General features: G+C 67.1%; 16 protein-coding genes. 8 read left to right on the forward strand and 8 right to left on the reverse strand.

Going from position 1 to position 15361, the window contains the following annotated elements:
• The first annotated feature begins 74 nt into the window (after positions 1 to 74).
• Positions 75 to 1352: an AI-2E family transporter gene (locus tag LQF10_RS04890; RefSeq protein WP_231066368.1), complete on the forward strand. Its 1278-nt coding sequence runs from the start codon at positions 75 to 77 to the stop codon at positions 1350 to 1352.
• Between the two features lie 158 nt (positions 1353 to 1510).
• Here the strand turns inward: LQF10_RS04890 and greA are convergent, their stop codons facing one another.
• On the reverse strand, positions 1511 to 1990 hold the full coding sequence (greA, locus tag LQF10_RS04895) for a transcription elongation factor GreA (RefSeq protein WP_231066369.1): 480 nt from the start codon (positions 1988 to 1990) through the stop codon (positions 1511 to 1513).
• Positions 1991 to 2176: 186 nt separating this feature from the next.
• Positions 2177 to 2635, reverse strand: a complete 459-nt coding sequence (locus LQF10_RS04900) for a DUF4307 domain-containing protein (protein ID WP_231066370.1) — start codon at positions 2633 to 2635, stop codon at positions 2177 to 2179.
• 135 nt (positions 2636 to 2770) lie between these two features.
• Here LQF10_RS04900 and mca point away from each other — a divergent pair, with 135 nt between their 5' ends.
• The 3 genes from mca to LQF10_RS04915 are packed head-to-tail and all read left to right on the forward strand — an operon-like array spanning position 2771 to position 4702.
• A complete protein-coding gene (gene mca / locus LQF10_RS04905; RefSeq protein ID WP_231067247.1) occupies positions 2771 to 3616 on the forward strand; it encodes a mycothiol conjugate amidase Mca in 846 nt (281 codons plus the stop codon).
• Positions 3613 to 3897, forward strand: a complete 285-nt coding sequence (locus LQF10_RS04910; protein WP_231066371.1) for a hypothetical protein — start codon at positions 3613 to 3615, stop codon at positions 3895 to 3897. Before mca ends, LQF10_RS04910 begins: the two co-directional genes overlap by 4 nt.
• Before the next feature lies 1 nt (position 3898).
• Complete coding sequence (locus LQF10_RS04915) at positions 3899 to 4702, forward strand: carbon-nitrogen hydrolase family protein (protein WP_231066372.1); 804 nt, start codon at positions 3899 to 3901, stop codon at positions 4700 to 4702.
• Positions 4703 to 4727: 25 nt separating this feature from the next.
• Here LQF10_RS04915 and LQF10_RS04920 read toward each other — a convergent pair whose 3' ends face one another.
• Both LQF10_RS04920 and trhA read right to left on the reverse strand, forming a co-directional pair.
• Complete coding sequence (locus LQF10_RS04920) at positions 4728 to 5642, reverse strand: PPK2 family polyphosphate kinase (protein WP_231066373.1); 915 nt, start codon at positions 5640 to 5642, stop codon at positions 4728 to 4730.
• A 101-nt stretch (positions 5643 to 5743) separates the two neighbouring features.
• A complete protein-coding gene (gene trhA / locus LQF10_RS04925) occupies positions 5744 to 6439 on the reverse strand; it encodes a PAQR family membrane homeostasis protein TrhA (protein ID WP_231066374.1) in 696 nt (231 codons plus the stop codon).
• A gap of 162 nt (positions 6440 to 6601) precedes the next feature.
• Between trhA and LQF10_RS04930 the strand changes: the two genes are divergently transcribed.
• The 3 genes from LQF10_RS04930 to LQF10_RS04940 all read left to right on the forward strand — a co-directional run bounded on the left by LQF10_RS04930 (position 6602) and on the right by LQF10_RS04940 (position 10808).
• Entirely contained in the window at positions 6602 to 7363 is a 762-nt protein-coding gene (locus tag LQF10_RS04930; protein WP_231066375.1) for an isoprenyl transferase, read from the forward strand.
• A 437-nt stretch (positions 7364 to 7800) separates the two neighbouring features.
• On the forward strand, positions 7801 to 9072 hold the full coding sequence (gene phoH2, locus LQF10_RS04935) for an RNA 5'-3' helicase PhoH2 (protein ID WP_231067248.1): 1272 nt from the start codon (positions 7801 to 7803) through the stop codon (positions 9070 to 9072).
• Positions 9073 to 9266: 194 nt separating this feature from the next.
• Positions 9267 to 10808, forward strand: a complete 1542-nt coding sequence (locus LQF10_RS04940; protein WP_231066376.1) for a UDP-N-acetylglucosamine 1-carboxyvinyltransferase — start codon at positions 9267 to 9269, stop codon at positions 10806 to 10808.
• A 1-nt stretch (position 10809) separates the two neighbouring features.
• On the opposite strand, the gene LQF10_RS04945 is transcribed toward LQF10_RS04940, so the two are convergent.
• The 4 genes from LQF10_RS04945 to xseA are packed head-to-tail and all read right to left on the reverse strand — an operon-like array spanning position 10810 to position 13997.
• Positions 10810 to 11469, reverse strand: a complete 660-nt coding sequence (locus LQF10_RS04945) for a carbonic anhydrase (RefSeq protein ID WP_231066377.1) — start codon at positions 11467 to 11469, stop codon at positions 10810 to 10812.
• Positions 11466 to 12392, reverse strand: coding sequence for a carbohydrate kinase family protein (locus tag LQF10_RS04950; protein WP_231066378.1), 927 nt, complete (start codon positions 12390 to 12392; stop codon positions 11466 to 11468). Before LQF10_RS04950 ends, LQF10_RS04945 begins: the two co-directional genes overlap by 4 nt.
• Positions 12389 to 12718, reverse strand: coding sequence for an exodeoxyribonuclease VII small subunit (locus LQF10_RS04955; protein ID WP_231066379.1), 330 nt, complete (start codon positions 12716 to 12718; stop codon positions 12389 to 12391). The genes LQF10_RS04950 and LQF10_RS04955 overlap by 4 nt, the downstream gene beginning before the upstream one ends.
• 4 nt (positions 12719 to 12722) lie before the next feature.
• Positions 12723 to 13997 (reverse strand): exodeoxyribonuclease VII large subunit, encoded by a 1275-nt coding sequence (gene xseA, locus LQF10_RS04960; RefSeq protein WP_231066380.1) that lies wholly within the window; start codon positions 13995 to 13997, stop codon positions 12723 to 12725.
• 142 nt (positions 13998 to 14139) lie between these two features.
• On the opposite strand from xseA, the gene LQF10_RS04965 reads away from it, so the two are divergent.
• Positions 14140 to 15360 carry a DUF418 domain-containing protein gene (locus tag LQF10_RS04965; RefSeq protein ID WP_231066381.1) on the forward strand — a complete coding sequence of 407 codons (1221 nt, stop codon included), beginning with the start codon at positions 14140 to 14142 and terminating at the stop codon, positions 15358 to 15360.
• Position 15361: the final 1 nt, after the last annotated feature.

Genomic DNA, 15361 nt, shown 5'->3' on the forward strand with positions numbered 1-15361 from the left:
CTGACCGGGCGCGGCGTCGGATTTCACCGCTCTGACGTTATCCTGAGGAAACCGTAAGGAGGGTGAGATCGATCGTGACGAGTTCTGGTAGCAGCAACGCGCCCACCAGCACCGATGCGCTCGATCACGCTCCCGAGACCGGCGATGAGCAGGGCCCGGATACGGAGGGCAGTAGCTCGAGGTCGGCCGAGCCGGAGCGCGGGCCGCTCGTCCCGGACCCGGACCCGAACTCCCCGGTCACGCGCACAGTGCGTGGTGCAGCGGCTTGGTCCTGGCGGTTCGTGCTGATCGTCCTCGCTGTCGCTGTGGCAGTCGTGGGGCTCGTGCAGATCAAAACCGTCGTCATACCCGTGCTGGTGGCCACATTGGTGGCCTCGTTGCTGATGCCGGCGGTGGACCGGCTGCACCGGCACCGGGTGCCCCGTGCGCTCGCTGCGATCCTGGCCCTGTTGGGCGCCGTCGGGGTGGTCGGGGGCCTGCTCACCCTGGTCGGTGCCTCGATCGCGACCGGTATTCGCGACCTCGCGAACACCGCATGGGAGGGCATCCAGGAACTACTCTCCTGGCTCAGCACGGGTCCTTTGCAGCTTTCGCGGACTGACATTGACGCCTATGTCACGCAAATTCAGGAATCCCTGGAGGGCAACGCCCAGCAGATCCTCAATGGCGCCCTCTCGGTGGGGACCTCTGTGGGGCACGTGTTCGCCGGGGCACTGATCGCCCTGTTCTGCCTGTTCTTCTTTCTCAAAGAAGGCCGCCTCATCTGGAATTGGCTCGTGGGGCTGTTTCCAGCCACCACTCGCGAGCGCGTGGACGGCGCCGGCCAGCGCGGGTGGGCGAGCCTGAGCAGCTACGCCCGGACTCAACTGCTGGTCGCCCTGATCGACGGCGTCGGCATCGGGCTCGGCGCGTGGATTCTCGGTGTTCCGCTCGCTCTCCCGCTCGGCGTCCTGGTCTTCGTGGGCTCGTTCATCCCGATCGTCGGTGCGGTGGTGACCGGCTTCATCGCCGTGGTGGTCGCCCTCGTGGACCAGGGTCCGCTGATCGCGGTGGTGATGCTCGGGGTGGTCCTGCTCGTCCAGCAGGCCGAGAGCAACCTGCTCCAGCCGTTGTTGATGAGCAGGGCCCTCAAGCTACATCCGGTGGCTGTGCTACTCGCCGTCGCCACAGGCACGATCATCGGCGGGGTGGTGGGTGCTCTGTTCGCGGTACCGCTCGTGGCCGTGGCGAACACAGTCGTGCGGTACCTCACCGGGAGCCCGAACCCGTTCATCGAGGAACGGCCACGGCTCAAGCCCCGGCTCCGGCGCCGCCGAGAGGTGCCCGACAAGACTGCCACGGCCGAAACCTGAGCAGGCCCTAGCCGGCCAGTCAGCGCGACCCGCTTCCGATTCTGTGCCCAGGAATTGAGCGGCGACGCTCCGGTCCCAGGCCGCTGGACGCCGTCGGGCGATCAGCGATGCCCGTGGCGATCAGATCGCCACGGGCATCGCTGGTGTGCTGAGGTACCTCAGGCCTTGAACGGCTTCGCCTTCTTGATCGCAACGGTGATCGACGTACCCGCCGGCGTGTCATAGGAGGTCTTCTCGCCGACCTTCTTGCCGAGGATCGCCTGGCCGAGCGGAGAACCGGACGAGTACACGTCCAGGTCGGTGTCCCCGGCGACCTCACGGGAACCGAGCAGGAACGTCATCTCCTCACCGGCAACGGTGGCCGTCACGACCATGCCGGGTTCGACGATGCCGTCGTCCGGGGGAGCTTCGCCGACCTCGGCAGTGCGGAGGAGGTCGTCGAGCTGGCGGATCCGGGCCTCCTGTTTGGCCTGCTCCTCGCGGGCTGCGTGGTAGCCGCCGTTCTCCTTGAGATCGCCCTCATCCCGTGCGGCCTCGATCCGATCGGCGATCTCGGTCCGGCCCACGGTCACGAGGTGGTCGTACTCAGCCTGGAGTCGATCGAATGCATCCTTGGTGAGCCACGTGGTTGGGGACACGGTTCCTCCTTCGTACTGCGTGTGTCGGTCTCGACCGCATCGCAATTCAGCGGATATGCGGGAGTACCTGCCCCCGGGCTGGCTAGCCGATGCGGCCGCACCGGGGCGGCGGGAAAAGAATCATCATAGCGCTTGGGCCGACTATGTCACATCTTTACATTCGTGAATCGAACGTACTCGGGCGACTCAATCGAGGAGTGCACACTCGCGCACCACGCCCGTCGTGGCGAGTTCCGTCGTGGCTACCGCCACGGTGTGGCGTGTGGTCGGGCCGTCCGATGGCGGTATGACAACGTCGAGCAGGCCCACCTGGCCGAAGCCGGTATTGAGTGCCTCCACGGTGCAGACGGCACTCCGGTCAGCGGGTTTGGTGACATCGAAGATCACCCGCACCTGCGCCTCGTCGGGCACGGCGAAGCCGACATCCCGGGCCGTTGCTGCGGGCCGGAGCAAGGTGATGCTGATCAGTACGAGGACGACGAGTCCGGCGGCCGTGCAGGCCGCTGCCACCATCCACATCTGCCGGCGTGAGCGGCCCTCCTGGTCAGCTGAACGTCCGTACCGCTCGGCAAGCAGAGCCGAGACGTCGGTCGCACCAGCGTGCGCCCGTGCAGAGGTCCCCTCACCAGCAGGTGCTGAGGTCACACGTGCCATCCTTAGACTAGGAGTGCGTTTCGATCTCGCCCGCGTGCACCAGTGCGTGCCCGCGGGGGAGCGTCACTATTGTCCCTCATCATTCCCCGGAGGATGCAGCACGTGTCTGGCGAGAACTTACGGCTGATGGCCGTGCATGCGCACCCGGACGACGAGTCCAGCAAGGGTGCGGCCACGATGGCGCGGTACGCCGCCGAAGGGGTGGAGGTGCTGGTGGTCACGTGTACCGGTGGCGAACGCGGTGACATCCTCAATCCCCGCCTCCAGGACGATCCCGAGGTGCAGCGGGATATGCCCGGATACCGGCGCCGGGAGATGGCAGCAGCGGCCGCCGCCCTTGGCGTCTCACAACGCTGGCTCGGTTTCGTTGACTCCGGTCTCCCCGAAGGGGATCCGTTGCCGCCGCTGCCGGAGGGCTCGTTCGCACTCGAGCCGCTCGAGGTGGCCACGGAAGCACTGATGCGGGTGGTGCGCGAGTTCCGCCCGCACGTGATGACCACGTACAACGAGAATGGTGGATATCCGCACCCCGACCACATCATGACCCACCGGGTCTCGGTGGCGGCATTCGAAGCTTCCGCGGACCCGGCGGCCTATCCGGGTGCGGGGGAACCGTGGGAGGTTTCGAAGCTCTATTACGACCATGGCTTCTCTAAGGCCCGGATCACCGCGGTGCACGAGGCGATCGTGGCCAGCGGAGCCGAATCGCCGTTCGCGGAGTGGATGGATCGCTGGGACCGCGACGACCGCGCTGAGAAAGTCACCACCCGGATCGAATGCAGCGACTACTTCGGCCATCGTGACCGGGCCCTGCTCGCCCACGCCACGCAGATCGACCCGGATGGGTTCTTCTTCGCGATCCCGAGGGATCTGGAGCGGGAGGTGTGGCCGGTGGAGGAGTATGAGCTGGTGGCCTCGCGAGTTCCGACGCAGACGCCCGAGGACGACCTGTTCGCCGGGCTCCGCTCATGACCGTCCGTGCCGAGGACGTCGACCCGAATCTCGTGAGTCCGGGGATCGGGGCATTCGTGACGTTCTTCGTCCTTGCCCTCGTGGTGATCCTGATCGCGCGGTCGTTCACCGTCCACATGCGCCGGATCAAGGCGCGCGCCGCGCTCGATGAGAAGGCCGCCGGCCGCGAGGGCGCGGCAGACAGCGGGGACGGCGCTCCCGGCCTGGGGACGGGCGATCGTCCTGCGGCAGGTGCACCGGACGGCCAGAATGGTGACACGCCCCCTACCGATCGGACCTGACATGACTCTCACGGTCGCCGTCGTGCAGCTCACCGCCGGGCAGGACGGTGAAACGAACACACGCGCGGCGGTCGAACACGTGCGTGGCGCTGCTCGTGCTGGCGCGCAGCTGGTGGTCTTGCCTGAGTACTCCGGAGGATGGGCACCGCGCCTGAGCGCCGATCTCGCCCAGCCGGCCGACGGACCGTTCCACCGCGCCATGTCTGCGGTGGCCGCCGAGTGCGCAGTCGATCTCGTGGTCGGCTCGATGGAACCTGCCGACGGCGCAGGTGGGCGTTGTGTGAACGTCGCCTTGGCGTTCGGGCCCGATGGCCGCCAGCGCGGACGATACGAGAAGGTGCACCTCTTCGATGCGTTCGGTGTGCGGGAGTCGGATGTGCTCGATGCCGGGGCTCCTGGCGCGCACCAGGCCCTCGTGCTGGACGTCGCCGGCGTGCGTGTGGGGGTGGCCACGTGTTACGACCTCCGGTTCCCGGAGTCGTTTCGGGTGCTCGTCGACGCCGGAGCGCAGGTTCTGGTGGTGATGGCGGCGTGGGCCGATGGTCCGGGGAAGGCCGACCAACTGGAGGTGCTGGTGCGTGCTCGTGCCATCGAGAACACGGCGTACCTCGCGCTCGCGAGCCAGCACGGGAGCGGTCGCACCGGGCGGTCTCAGGTCGTGGATCCGCTCGGCCGGCAGCTGGCGGTCGCACAGGAGGGTGATGCCGTCCTGCTCGTCGATCTCGATGAGGAGTTGGTCGCGGACGTGCGGGGAAAGATCCCGAGCTTGGAACACCGCCGGTACACGGTGGTGCCACGCGACTGATCGACTCGGCGAGCGAGCGCGCGCGTTACTTCTTCTTCTTCTTCTTCTTCTTCGCACCCTTCGTGGCCTTCGCCGGCTTGGCATTGCTGCGCGCGGTGGCAGTGAGCAGCCGACGCTGCTCCTCCACGTCGAAGTCGGCCTCCGGCCAGGTCAGATCGAGGGACTCCAGGGCATCGAGCAGCAGCTGTGTCACAGCGAGCCTTGCGTACCACTTGCGATCGGCCGGCACCACGTACCAGGGGGCCTCATCGGTGGAGGTTCGCTCGAAGATCTGCTGGTATGCGGCCTGGTACTCATCCCACTTGGAGCGCGTGGCGAGGTCGCTGGGGTTGTACTTCCAGTGCTTGTCGTGCCGGTCGAGCCGCTCGGCGAGACGCTCGCCCTGTTCGCCGTGGGAGACCATCAACGCCACCTTGATGACGGTGGTGTCTGCGGCCACGGTCTTCTGGTCGAAACGCACCAGCTCGTCGTACCGCGTCGCAGTGGTCTCGGCAGGTTCGAGGCCCTCCACCTTGACCACCAGTACCTGTTCATAGTGGGAGCGGTCGAACACACCGATCTGGCCAGGCTTGGGCAGTGCGCGGCGAATCCGCCACAGGTGGTGGTGCTTCTCCTCCTCCGGAGTGGGGACCCCGAAGGAGGCGAGGTCTACCCCTTGCGGATCCACCATGCCGAGTACGTGGCGCACGATCCCGCCCTTCCCGGCGGTGTCCAGACCCTGCAGGATCAACAGCACGGAGCGGGTGCCGCCCGTGCGACCTTCGGCGAACAGGCGTTCCTGGAGGTCGGAGAGGCGCTCGCCACGCTCAGTCAGCGCCTTCTTGGCGGCCTTCTTCCCGTGCTTCCAGCCTGGCGTGCTGCGCCGATCGAGCGCGCTGAGATCGAAGCCGTCGCCGACTCGGAGCAAATCGGCGACGGGGGTCTCGAAGTCGTGCGCCATGGGATTCCTCTCGCTCGGAAGGACTCCACCCTAAGGGGGCCGGTAGATCGTCGCCATCACTCAGGGTGCCCGTGCATGGACGGTTGGTGGGTGAGGGACAGTCAGTGACCGATTGCGGCGATACCGATGGCCGCTGCGTGGCAGAGGTATCCCACCACTGTTCCGGTGTGGAACAACTCGTGAAATCCGAACCAGTCCGGAACGGGGTTCGGGCGCTTGAATGCGTAGGCGAGGGCACCGACCGTGTAGCCGACTCCGCCGGCGATGACGAGCAGCGCGATCGCGGGGCTACCCACGGCCCAGAAGTCCGGCAGGAACCAGAGCGCCACCCAGCCAAGTGCGACGTAGACCGGCACGTAGAACCAACGGGGTGCGCCGAGCCAGAAGATGCGTGCGAGCAGTCCGATGAGCGCTCCGGACCAGACCACGATGAGCAGCACTCGTGCGGTGGACTCCGGCAGGAGCAGGGCGGCCAGCGGCGTATACGTGCCAGCAATCACCAAGAAGATGTTCGAGTGATCGATCCGGCGGAGCGTGTTGTGCACCGGCGGTGACCATGTGCCGCGGTGGTAGATGGCACTGGTGGTGAACAGCAGCACCGTGGTGAACCCGAAGATGGCAGTGGTGACCGTGCCCGGGGTCGTCGATGTGCCGATCACCAGGACCACAGCCACGACGAGCGAGAGGGGAGCCATCACGGCGTGGATCCAGCCACGTAATCGCGGAGTGGCCGCATGACTGGGCTGGTCCCCGGTCGGCGGGGCCGATCCGTCCCGTGCCGGCGGTGCGGGGGCCATGGTGCGCTCCTGACGTGGAGGTCGGATGGGTTCTTACGCCATCGTAGGTTACGCAACCGTAGGTATTTGAGTGTTCCTGTGAAGGTACGGTGTGCACGGCGGCGCGGATTTGGCCGATGGTGTCCGGCCGACGATCCTGGGAGCGAAGGAGGTCGCCCACCGATGCGCCCACCCGCATTCCTCTACGGACTCTACGAACGCCGGCTCACCCGCTCACTCGACCATGCCCGGCTACCTCATCACGTCGGCGTGATGCTTGATGGCAACCGCCGATGGGCTCGTTCAGCTGGACTCGAGCCCGCGCAAGGACATCAGGCCGGTGCGGACCGGATCGTTGACCTGCTCGGCTGGTGTGAGGACGTCGACATCAAGCTGGTCACCCTGTGGATGCTGTCCACGAACAATCTCGATCGGGACTCCCGGGAAGTGGAGGACCTCCTGGAGATCATCGCGGCCACGGTGGCCACCCTCGCCACGACGCGGCGCTGGCGCTTGCAACTCGTGGGCGAGCTGGATCTCCTGCCTGAGGACATCACAGGAAGAATGCGGGCCTCGGAGGCTCTCACCCGTGATGTGGACGGGATTCATGTGAACATCGCCGTGGGCTATGGCGGGCGGCACGAGATTGCCGGGGCGGTGCGCGCGCTCATCGCCGAGTACGTGGAGTCCGGGCGACCGCTCAGTGACCTGGAGGAGACGGTCACGCCGGAGACCATCGCGAAGCACCTCTACACCAAGGGCCAACCGGACCCGGACCTGGTGATCCGCACCTCCGGTGAGCAGCGCCTCGGTGGCTTCCTGCTCTGGCAGAGTGCGCAGAGCGAGTTCTACTTCTGCGAGGCCTTCTGGCCGGACTTCCGCCGGGTGGACTTCTTGCGTGCGCTGCGTTCCTACGGCGGCCGCGAACGGCGGCTCGGCCGGTAGGTTCAGTGAACGATGTGGTTCGGCTGCGCATCGCGCCGGTGAACTCTTCTCTCGATTGCCTGCCACGGCGCGCCGATGGCGCAAACACACGCTCCGTCGTCGTACGTTGGGCGCACCGGACGACATCCCGGTCGTTCGCCGGAAGGCCAGCCCATGATGCAGAAATGTCGGCAGATCCGCCGTCAGATCTGTCGCGATGCGGGGCTGTCGGCCCCGGCTGCTCATGGTGGGCCGACCGCCCTCACCCCGCCCCCGCCGCTCTCACCTGAGCTGCGGAGAAGGCCCGCCAGGAGGAGCTAGCCGTGAGCCGAGAGTCCCTCACGTTCGACACCCCGGAGACCGATGTGCCGGAGGGTGGTGAGGGACAGCCCGGATCGCTTCCGGTCGGTGGCCCCACACCCGACGGCGAACACACCACCTACGTACTCGATACGTCGGTGTTGCTGTCGGATCCCCGCGCAATCTTCCGGTTCGCCGAACACGATGTGGTCCTGCCGATCGTGGTGGTCACTGAACTCGAAGCCAAACGTCACCACCCGGAGCTCGGCTACTTTGCGCGCAGTGCGCTGCGCCACCTCGACGATCTTCGGATCGCCCACGGCTTCCTCGACAGGCCGGTGCCGGTGGGGGAAGCCGGTGGCACGATCCGCGTGGAGCTGAACCATTCCGATCCCACGGTCCTGCCGTCCGGGATGCGCCTGGGGGACAACGACACCCGGATCCTCTCAGTGGCCGCGAACCTGCGTGCGGAGGGTGCTGCGGTAGTAGTGGTCTCCAAGGACCTGCCGATGCGGGTGAAGGCCTCCGCCGTCGGGATGCGGGCTGAGGAGTACCGCGCTCAGCTTGCCGTGGACTCCGGGTTTCGCGGGATGGCCGAGGGAACGCTCTCGGAGCAGGAGATGGGTCAGCTCTTCGGTGAGGAGTCGATCGCCGTGGCCGATGTGGCTGCCGGGGAATCGCTGCGCGACCTGCCCTGCCACACCGGGTTGGTGCTGCACTCTCCGCGCGGTTCTGCATTGGGCCGGATCACGCCGGACAAGCAGATCAAGGTGGTTCGCGGCGATCGGGACCTGTTCGGGATGCACGGTCGCAGCGCTGAGCAGCGGATCGCGATCGATCTGTTGCTCGACCCTGAGATCGGGATTGTTTCCTTGGGTGGGCGAGCGGGAACGGGGAAGTCCGCGCTCGCCCTTTGCGCCGGCCTGGAGGCGGTGCTTGAACGGCGTGAGCACCGCAAGGTGATGGTGTTCCGTCCGCTGTACGCGGTGGGTGGGCAGGAGCTCGGCTACCTGCCCGGGAGTGAGTCCGAGAAGATGAACCCCTGGGCCCAGGCAGTCTTCGACACGCTCGGCGCTGTGGTCTCCTCTGACGTGGTTGAGGAGGTGATGGACCGCGGGATGCTCGAAGTGCTACCGCTGACTCATATCCGGGGTAGGTCGCTGCACGATGCGTTCGTGATCGTGGACGAGGCCCAGTCACTGGAGCGGAACGTGCTGCTGACGGTGCTCTCCCGGATCGGGCAGAGTTCACGGGTGATCCTCACTCACGATGTGGCGCAGCGGGATAATCTGCGGGTCGGCCGGCACGACGGCGTTGCGGCCGTGATCGAGTCACTCAAGGGCCACCCGCTGTTCGCGCATGTCACCTTGACCCGAAGCGAGCGTTCGCCCGTGGCGGCATTGGTGACCGAGATGCTCGAAGGGGCCTGACACGCCTTCGCGGACCTGTCGCAGCGGTGATGCGGAATGCCTGCAGGAGCCGCATGTGCCAGGTCCGCGAAGGCGCCGCCCAGCGCGCGCGCCCACGGAGTCCTATGCTGAATACGGGTGCGGATGTCGTGAAGATTCTGTGATTGCCCTCTCTTTCGATGGCGATATCTCAGATCCGAGATATCTTGGATGGCATGACGGTGATTGACGACACTCAGACCTCACTCGCGGAGATTGGCACGCTGATCCGTGGTGCACGCCAGAACCGGGGCCTCACGCAGACCCAGCTCGCCGACCGGCTGAGCACGAGCCAGAGTGCGATCGCGAGGATCGAGCAGGGTAGTCAGAATCTCTCCGTGGAGTTGCTCTCCCGGATCAACGCCGCGCTGGACGCGGATCTGCTGTCCATCGGTACGCCTCGCGCTTCACACTTGCGAGTGACGGGCGGGCAGCAGCTCTCCGGGACGATCACCGTGAAGTCGTCCAAGAACGGGGCCGTCGCGTTGTTGTGTGCGTCGCTGCTGAACCGTGGCCGGACCACCCTGCGCCAGGTGGCCCGAATCGTTGAGGTGGACCGGATCGTGGATGTGTTGCGCTCCATCGGAGTACGCGCCACCTGGTCCGCCGATGGCAAGGACCTCGAGATCGTTCCACCCGCTGAACTCGATCTGGGCTCCATCGATGAAGAAGCAGCCCGCCGCACCCGCAGCATCATCATGTTCCTCGGCCCGCTACTCGGCAGGGAGCGCTCTTTCGATCTGCCCTACGCCGGTGGCTGTGACCTCGGCACTCGCACTGTGGAGCCGCACATGATCGCCCTGCGGCCGTTCGGCCTGGACGTGGTGGCGACCGCTGGGCAGTACCAGGCCACGGTGCAGCCGGACCGACCCAGCGAGATCACGGTGGTGCTCACCGAGCGCGGGGACACGGTGACCGAGAACGCCCTGATGGCTGCGGCCCGCCACCCCGGGCTCACCACCATCCGCAATGCCAGCCCGAACTACATGGTGCAGGACCTGTGCTTCTACCTTGAGCTGCTGGGTGTGCGGATCGAGGGGATCGGGACCACGACCTTGCGCGTGCATGGCCTTGCCGACATCGACCGGGACGTGGAGTACGCCCCCGGTGAGGACCCGGTGGAGGCGATGAGCCTGCTCACCGCCGGGATCGTCACGGACTCGGAGATCACCGTGGCCCGGGTGCCGGTGGAGTTCATGGAGATCGAGCTCGCCACCCTTGCCGAAATGGGCCTGCGGTACACCCTCTCCCCGGAGTATCAGGCGGCGAACGGACGGACGCGCTTGGCGGACGTGACCGTACACCCGAGTGAGTTGCGCGCACCGATCGACAAGATCCACCCGATGCCGTTCCCGGGCCTGAACATCGACAATCTGCCGTTCTTCGTGGTGATCGCCGCGACCGCGTCGGGCACCACGCTGATCCACGACTGGGTCTACGACAACCGAGCCATCCACCTCAGTGATCTCACCCGGCTGGGCGCAGACGTGCGGCTCCTCGACCCGCACCGACTCGACGTGACCGGCCCGACCCGGTGGTCCGGCGCTGAGGTGAGTTGCCCGCCGGCGCTGCGCCCCGCCGTCGTCATCCTGCTCGGCATGTTGGCGGCCAAGGGAACGTCGGTGCTGCGCAACGTTGACATCATCGCGCGTGGCTATGAGCAACTGCAGGAGCGCCTGATCGAGCTCGGTGCGCAGATCGAGACCTTCCGCGACTGAGTCAGATCGAGCCGATGACCTCCACCTCGCGGGCGGTGCCGTCGGCCAGGGCGTACTCGAGTCCAACGATGGCGCAGCGGCCCTCGGCCACGGCGTTCGCCAGGGTTGCTGAGTAGGAATGCAGCATCCGAACCGTGGCGCGCACGTGCTCGGACTGCAGGTTCTCGGGTGCCGGAAGGCGGATACTGCGCGGGTCCCCTGCGTCGCTACGTGATCCGTTCGGGCTTCCGGCACCCGTGACCAGGCTGGGAATCACGCGATCCACCACCGCGCGTACGAAGTTGTCCGGGAGGTTGCCCGTGGTCAGCGCCGCACTGGCCGCGGCGATCGCACCGCAGCTGTCGTGTCCGAGGACCACGACAAGCGGGGCGCCGAGGACATCAACTCCGTACTCGATCGAGCCGATCACGGTGGTGTCCACCACGTGCCCGGCCGTCCGTACCACAAACAGGTCTCCGAGTCCGCGGTCGAAGATGATCTCGGCGGCTACGCGCGAATCCGAGCACCCGAAGAGCACCGCGAAGGGATGCTGGGAGGAGGAAAGCTCCGCCCGCCTCTGGACATCCTGACTGGGATGGGCCATCTCCCCGGAGACGAACCGTGCATTGCCCTCCTGGAGCGCTGCCCAAGCCTGCGCGGGTGTGCTGGGACGTTCACTCATGAGTGGGCCTCGCGTTCGAGTTCTTGGAGGGTTGGCGGGTTCGCGCCGGCTCGCGAGACGACGATTGCCGCGATCCGTCCGGCGTGCTCCATCGCCGAGCGCAGCGTCTGGGCATCGACGAGGGTGAGGGCGTCCCGGCGTTTCGCACCGAGCAGGCGGGATGACCAGAGGGCGTCCAGGAGGCCGCTCATGTAGGAGTCGCCGGCGCCGACGGTGTCCACGACCTGCACGCGCGGTGCCGGGACCTCCACTTCGACACCGGTGGCAGTGACCCCGACCGAGCCTGTGCCACCGCGGGTGAGAATCACGACGGCTGGCCCCGAGCGCGACCATCGGCGGATCGCGTCGATGTCGCTCTCACCCGGGTAGAGCCAGGTGATGTCCTCATCGGAAACCTTGACCACGTCGGCGAGACTCACGAGATGCTCGATCTGCGGACGCACGGCCTCGGCTGCGCCCATGATGGTCGGGCGCACATTCGGGTCGTAACTGATGGTGGCGTGCTCTCGGGCTGCCGCTGCGATCTCTGCCACGGCTGCGCCGCCAGGGGTGAGCGTGGCGCCGATCGACCCGGCGTGCACGACGGCAACGGTGTCGTCCAGAGCGACCTCGGGTACCCGCCAGGTGAGGTCAAAGGTGTAGGTGGCGCTGCCGTCCGCGGCGAGGGTGGCCTGTGCAGTGGAGGTGCGTTCGGCATGGTCGGAACCGGGCACCAGGCGCACATTGCTGGAGGTGAGGTGGTTGCTGACCAGCTCCCCCCGTGGATCCTTGCCCAGCCAGGTGGCGAGCTCGGTATGCCGCCCGAGCCGGGCCAGGCCGAGCGCCACATTGGCCGGGGAGCCGCCCGGGTGCTCGGTCACTGTGCCGTCGGCAGCGTGCACGACATCGACCAGCGCCTCACCGATCACCAACGCGTGCGTCATCGCTGTGCCTCCTCGGTCTGATCCGGTGCACCGCCGGAGCGGGCGCCGGCGCCGGCGGTCTGGGCTGCTGGCCCCTCGGCAGCGTCGCCTGCGTCGTCGGGGTCTGCGGTGTCGCCGGACACCTGCGCTGCAACGAGCCGGTCGCGAGCGCTGTCGAGCCATGTCTGGCAACGATCGGCGAGCGCTTCGCCTCGTTCCCACAGCGCCAGCGACTCCTCCAGGGAGGCGGCGCCACTCTCCAGCTTCGCAACCACCTCGACGAGTTCGTCGCGTGCTTGCTCATAGCTGAGCGCGGAGACATCGGGTGCAGCAGTCACGGGGGCCATCCAATCACGTCGCAGACTCGTTGGCCGGGCCGGTGTCACTGACCGAAACGGTCAGTTCACCATGAGCCACCAGGGCCTGCAGAGATTCTCCGACGACGACGTCTTGAGGTGAGCGGACAACGCCGCCAGTACGCGTGCGCAGGACCGCGTACCCGCGACGCAAGGTGGCATCGGGGGAGAGGGTGCGCAACGCCGTCCGGAGATGACCGACCTCGCTGCTGCCGCGGTCAAGACGTGCCCCGAATGCTGCCCGCGCGTGGCCCCGGAGCCTGTCCAGATGCTCGCTGCGGGTGCTCACCAGCACCTCGGGTTGCGCGAGCACAGGTCGGGACCGCAGCGTGGCCAGCCGCTCGGATTCGAGCGCGATCCGGCGCGTGAGGGCCTGTGCCATCCGATCGCGTGCCTGATCGATTCGGGCACGTTCGGCAACAACGTCCGGCACGATGCGTTTCGCTGCGTCTGTCGGGGTGGAGGCGCGAAAGTCCGCCACGAGGTCGAGTAGCGGGCAGTCTGTCTCATGCCCGATAGCGGCCACGAGCGGCGTACGGCAGGCGGCTGCGGCCCGCACCATGGCCTCGTTCGAGAACGGCAGCAGGTCCTCCACGGAGCCGCCACCGCGGGCCACCACGATCACATCCACCTGCGGGTCGGCATCCAGCTCGGCGATCGCGGCGGTCACCTCACGCACACAGTTCGGTCCCTGGACGGCCACCTCTCGCAGTTCGAACTGCACCTGCGGCCACCGGGCGCGCGCATTCACGAGCACGTCATGCTGTGCTTTCGCGTCCTGGCCGCTGATCAGCCCTACCCGGGCTGGAAGGAACGGCAACGGGACCTTGCGGTCGGCGTCGAAAAGGCCCTCGGCGGCGAGCACGCGCTTGAGGTGCTCGATCCGAGCGAGGAGCTCACCGAGGCCGATCGCGCGCAGGTCGGTAGCGCGCAGGCTGAGCGTGCCCCGTTTCGTCCAGAATGAGGGCCTGGCGTGAACCACCACATGTGCGCCCTCTTCCACGGGGGTCGTCATGCCGTGGAGGATGCGCTTGAGTATCGTCACGTTCAGGGACATGTCGACGTCGGTGTCTCGCAGGGTGAGGTACGCCGTCGCGGAGGCGTTGTGGCGATTGACCTGCACGAGCTGACCCTCCACCCAGACCGGCGCCATCTTGCTGACGTAGTCGGCGATCTTCGAGGAGAGCAGCCGGACCGGCCACGGGCGTTCAGCCGTTGTCTCCAGGGCTCGCGCGGGGAGGTCGCTCACGGGGGGATCGGTCGCGCTCATCCCCCTAGCCTGCCGCATCCCACCGACGGCGACCGCGGAGCCGGTGGTGCCCGTCCCGAGTTCGACCGCGCTGGGAGGACGAGGACCGCTATCCGCCGAGCGACGGAGGGGCTGACAACGGGCCCGCTGGCACGATGAACCCATGACATCGCACATCTCCTCGGGTGCCCACCGCGGTCCGGTCAGCGCGTCCGAGCGTGCGCTGGCTCCGGACCTTGCGCGTGGCTTCATGTTGCTCCTGATCGCGCTGGCCAACACGCCCTGGTACCTGTACGGGCAGGCATCCGGGGCATCGTCGGCACACCCAGTAGATGGATCGATCCTCGATCGGGTCGTGCAGTTCGTGCTGATCGTGGCCGTGGATGCGCGGATCTATCCGCTGTTCGCGTTCCTGTTCGGCTACGGGATCGTGCAGTTGTACCGGCGGCAGATCCAGGCTGGGGTGGCCGACGGCGCCGCACGGGCAATTCTGCGGCGCCGGCACTGGTGGATGATCATCGTCGGCGCCGTGCACGCAGCGTTGTTGTGGTTCGGGGACATCGTGGGGGCGTACGGACTCGTGGGGCTGGTGATGGTGGCGATCTTCTTCCGCAGAATGGACCGCACGCTGATTGTCTGGGCGATCGTGCTCACTACGGTGCTCGCCGCTGTGACCGTATTGGCGGTGATCTCCCTGCCCTTCATTCCGGAAGACCAGGGGTTCGACGACGCCTCCTTCATGGATACAGCAGCCATCAGCGGCGAGCAGAATTACGCCACCTCGGTGCTGATGCGGCTGGCGACGTGGCCGCTGATCGCGGTCGCTCAGGGACTCATCGGCCTCGTGGTGCCCACGATGGTCCTCCTGGCATTCTGGGCGAGCCGCCGCCAGATCCTCGAGCATCCGCAGGAGCACCGCCGGTTGCTGCGCCGCACCGCGGCGATCGGGGTGAGCATCGGCATGGTCGGTGGGCTCCCGAACGCACTTTCGCACGTGGGCGTCGTGGAGGTCGGCGCACACCATGGGTGGATCTTCCAGCTCACCCAGTCCTTCACGGGCCTATTCGGCGGGCTCGGCTATGTCGCCCTGTTCACCCTCATCGCCGACCGCTTGCAGCGGTCGTCGGCGGCTCGACGGGCGCCCGTGGTGGCGATCCAGGCCGTGGGCAAGCGATCCCTCTCGAGTTACCTGGGGCAGTCGATCCTATTCGCGCCGTTGCTCAGCGCATGGGGATTCGGCCTCGGCGGGAACCTGAACAGTGCTGGTATGGCAGCGATCGCGTGCGCCGGCTGGCTGCTGCTCGCCGCCGGAGCATTTGTGCTCGAACGGCGTGGAACGCGCGGGCCAGCAGAGTCGGTGCTGCGCAGGCTCGCCTACCGCTGAC

This window comes from Ruania halotolerans (assembly GCF_021049285.1).
Lineage (GTDB): Bacteria > Actinomycetota > Actinomycetes > Actinomycetales > Beutenbergiaceae > Ruania > Ruania halotolerans.

Bases quoted from the DNA above. Each gene is read 5' to 3' on its own strand.
- LQF10_RS04945 (WP_231066377.1), bottom strand. From the start codon at position 11,469: ATGAGTGAACGTCCCAGCACACCCGCGCAGGCTTGGGCAGCGCTCCAG.
- trhA (WP_231066374.1), bottom strand. From the start codon at position 6,439: ATGGCCCCCGCACCGCCGGCACGGGACGGATCGGCCCCGCCGACCGGG.
- LQF10_RS04920 (WP_231066373.1), bottom strand. From the start codon at position 5,642: ATGGCGCACGACTTCGAGACCCCCGTCGCCGATTTGCTCCGAGTCGGC.
- LQF10_RS04955 (WP_231066379.1), bottom strand. From the start codon at position 12,718: ATGGCCCCCGTGACTGCTGCACCCGATGTCTCCGCGCTCAGCTATGAG.
- xseA (WP_231066380.1), bottom strand. From the start codon at position 13,997: ATGAGCGCGACCGATCCCCCCGTGAGCGACCTCCCCGCGCGAGCCCTG.
- LQF10_RS04915 (WP_231066372.1), top strand. From the start codon at position 3,899: ATGACTCTCACGGTCGCCGTCGTGCAGCTCACCGCCGGGCAGGACGGT.
- LQF10_RS04930 (WP_231066375.1), top strand. From the start codon at position 6,602: ATGCGCCCACCCGCATTCCTCTACGGACTCTACGAACGCCGGCTCACC.
- LQF10_RS04950 (WP_231066378.1), bottom strand. From the start codon at position 12,392: ATGACGCACGCGTTGGTGATCGGTGAGGCGCTGGTCGATGTCGTGCAC.
- LQF10_RS04965 (WP_231066381.1), top strand. From the start codon at position 14,140: ATGACATCGCACATCTCCTCGGGTGCCCACCGCGGTCCGGTCAGCGCG.
- mca (WP_231067247.1), top strand. From the start codon at position 2,771: ATGGCCGTGCATGCGCACCCGGACGACGAGTCCAGCAAGGGTGCGGCC.
- LQF10_RS04940 (WP_231066376.1), top strand. From the start codon at position 9,267: ATGACGGTGATTGACGACACTCAGACCTCACTCGCGGAGATTGGCACG.
- LQF10_RS04910 (WP_231066371.1), top strand. From the start codon at position 3,613: ATGACCGTCCGTGCCGAGGACGTCGACCCGAATCTCGTGAGTCCGGGG.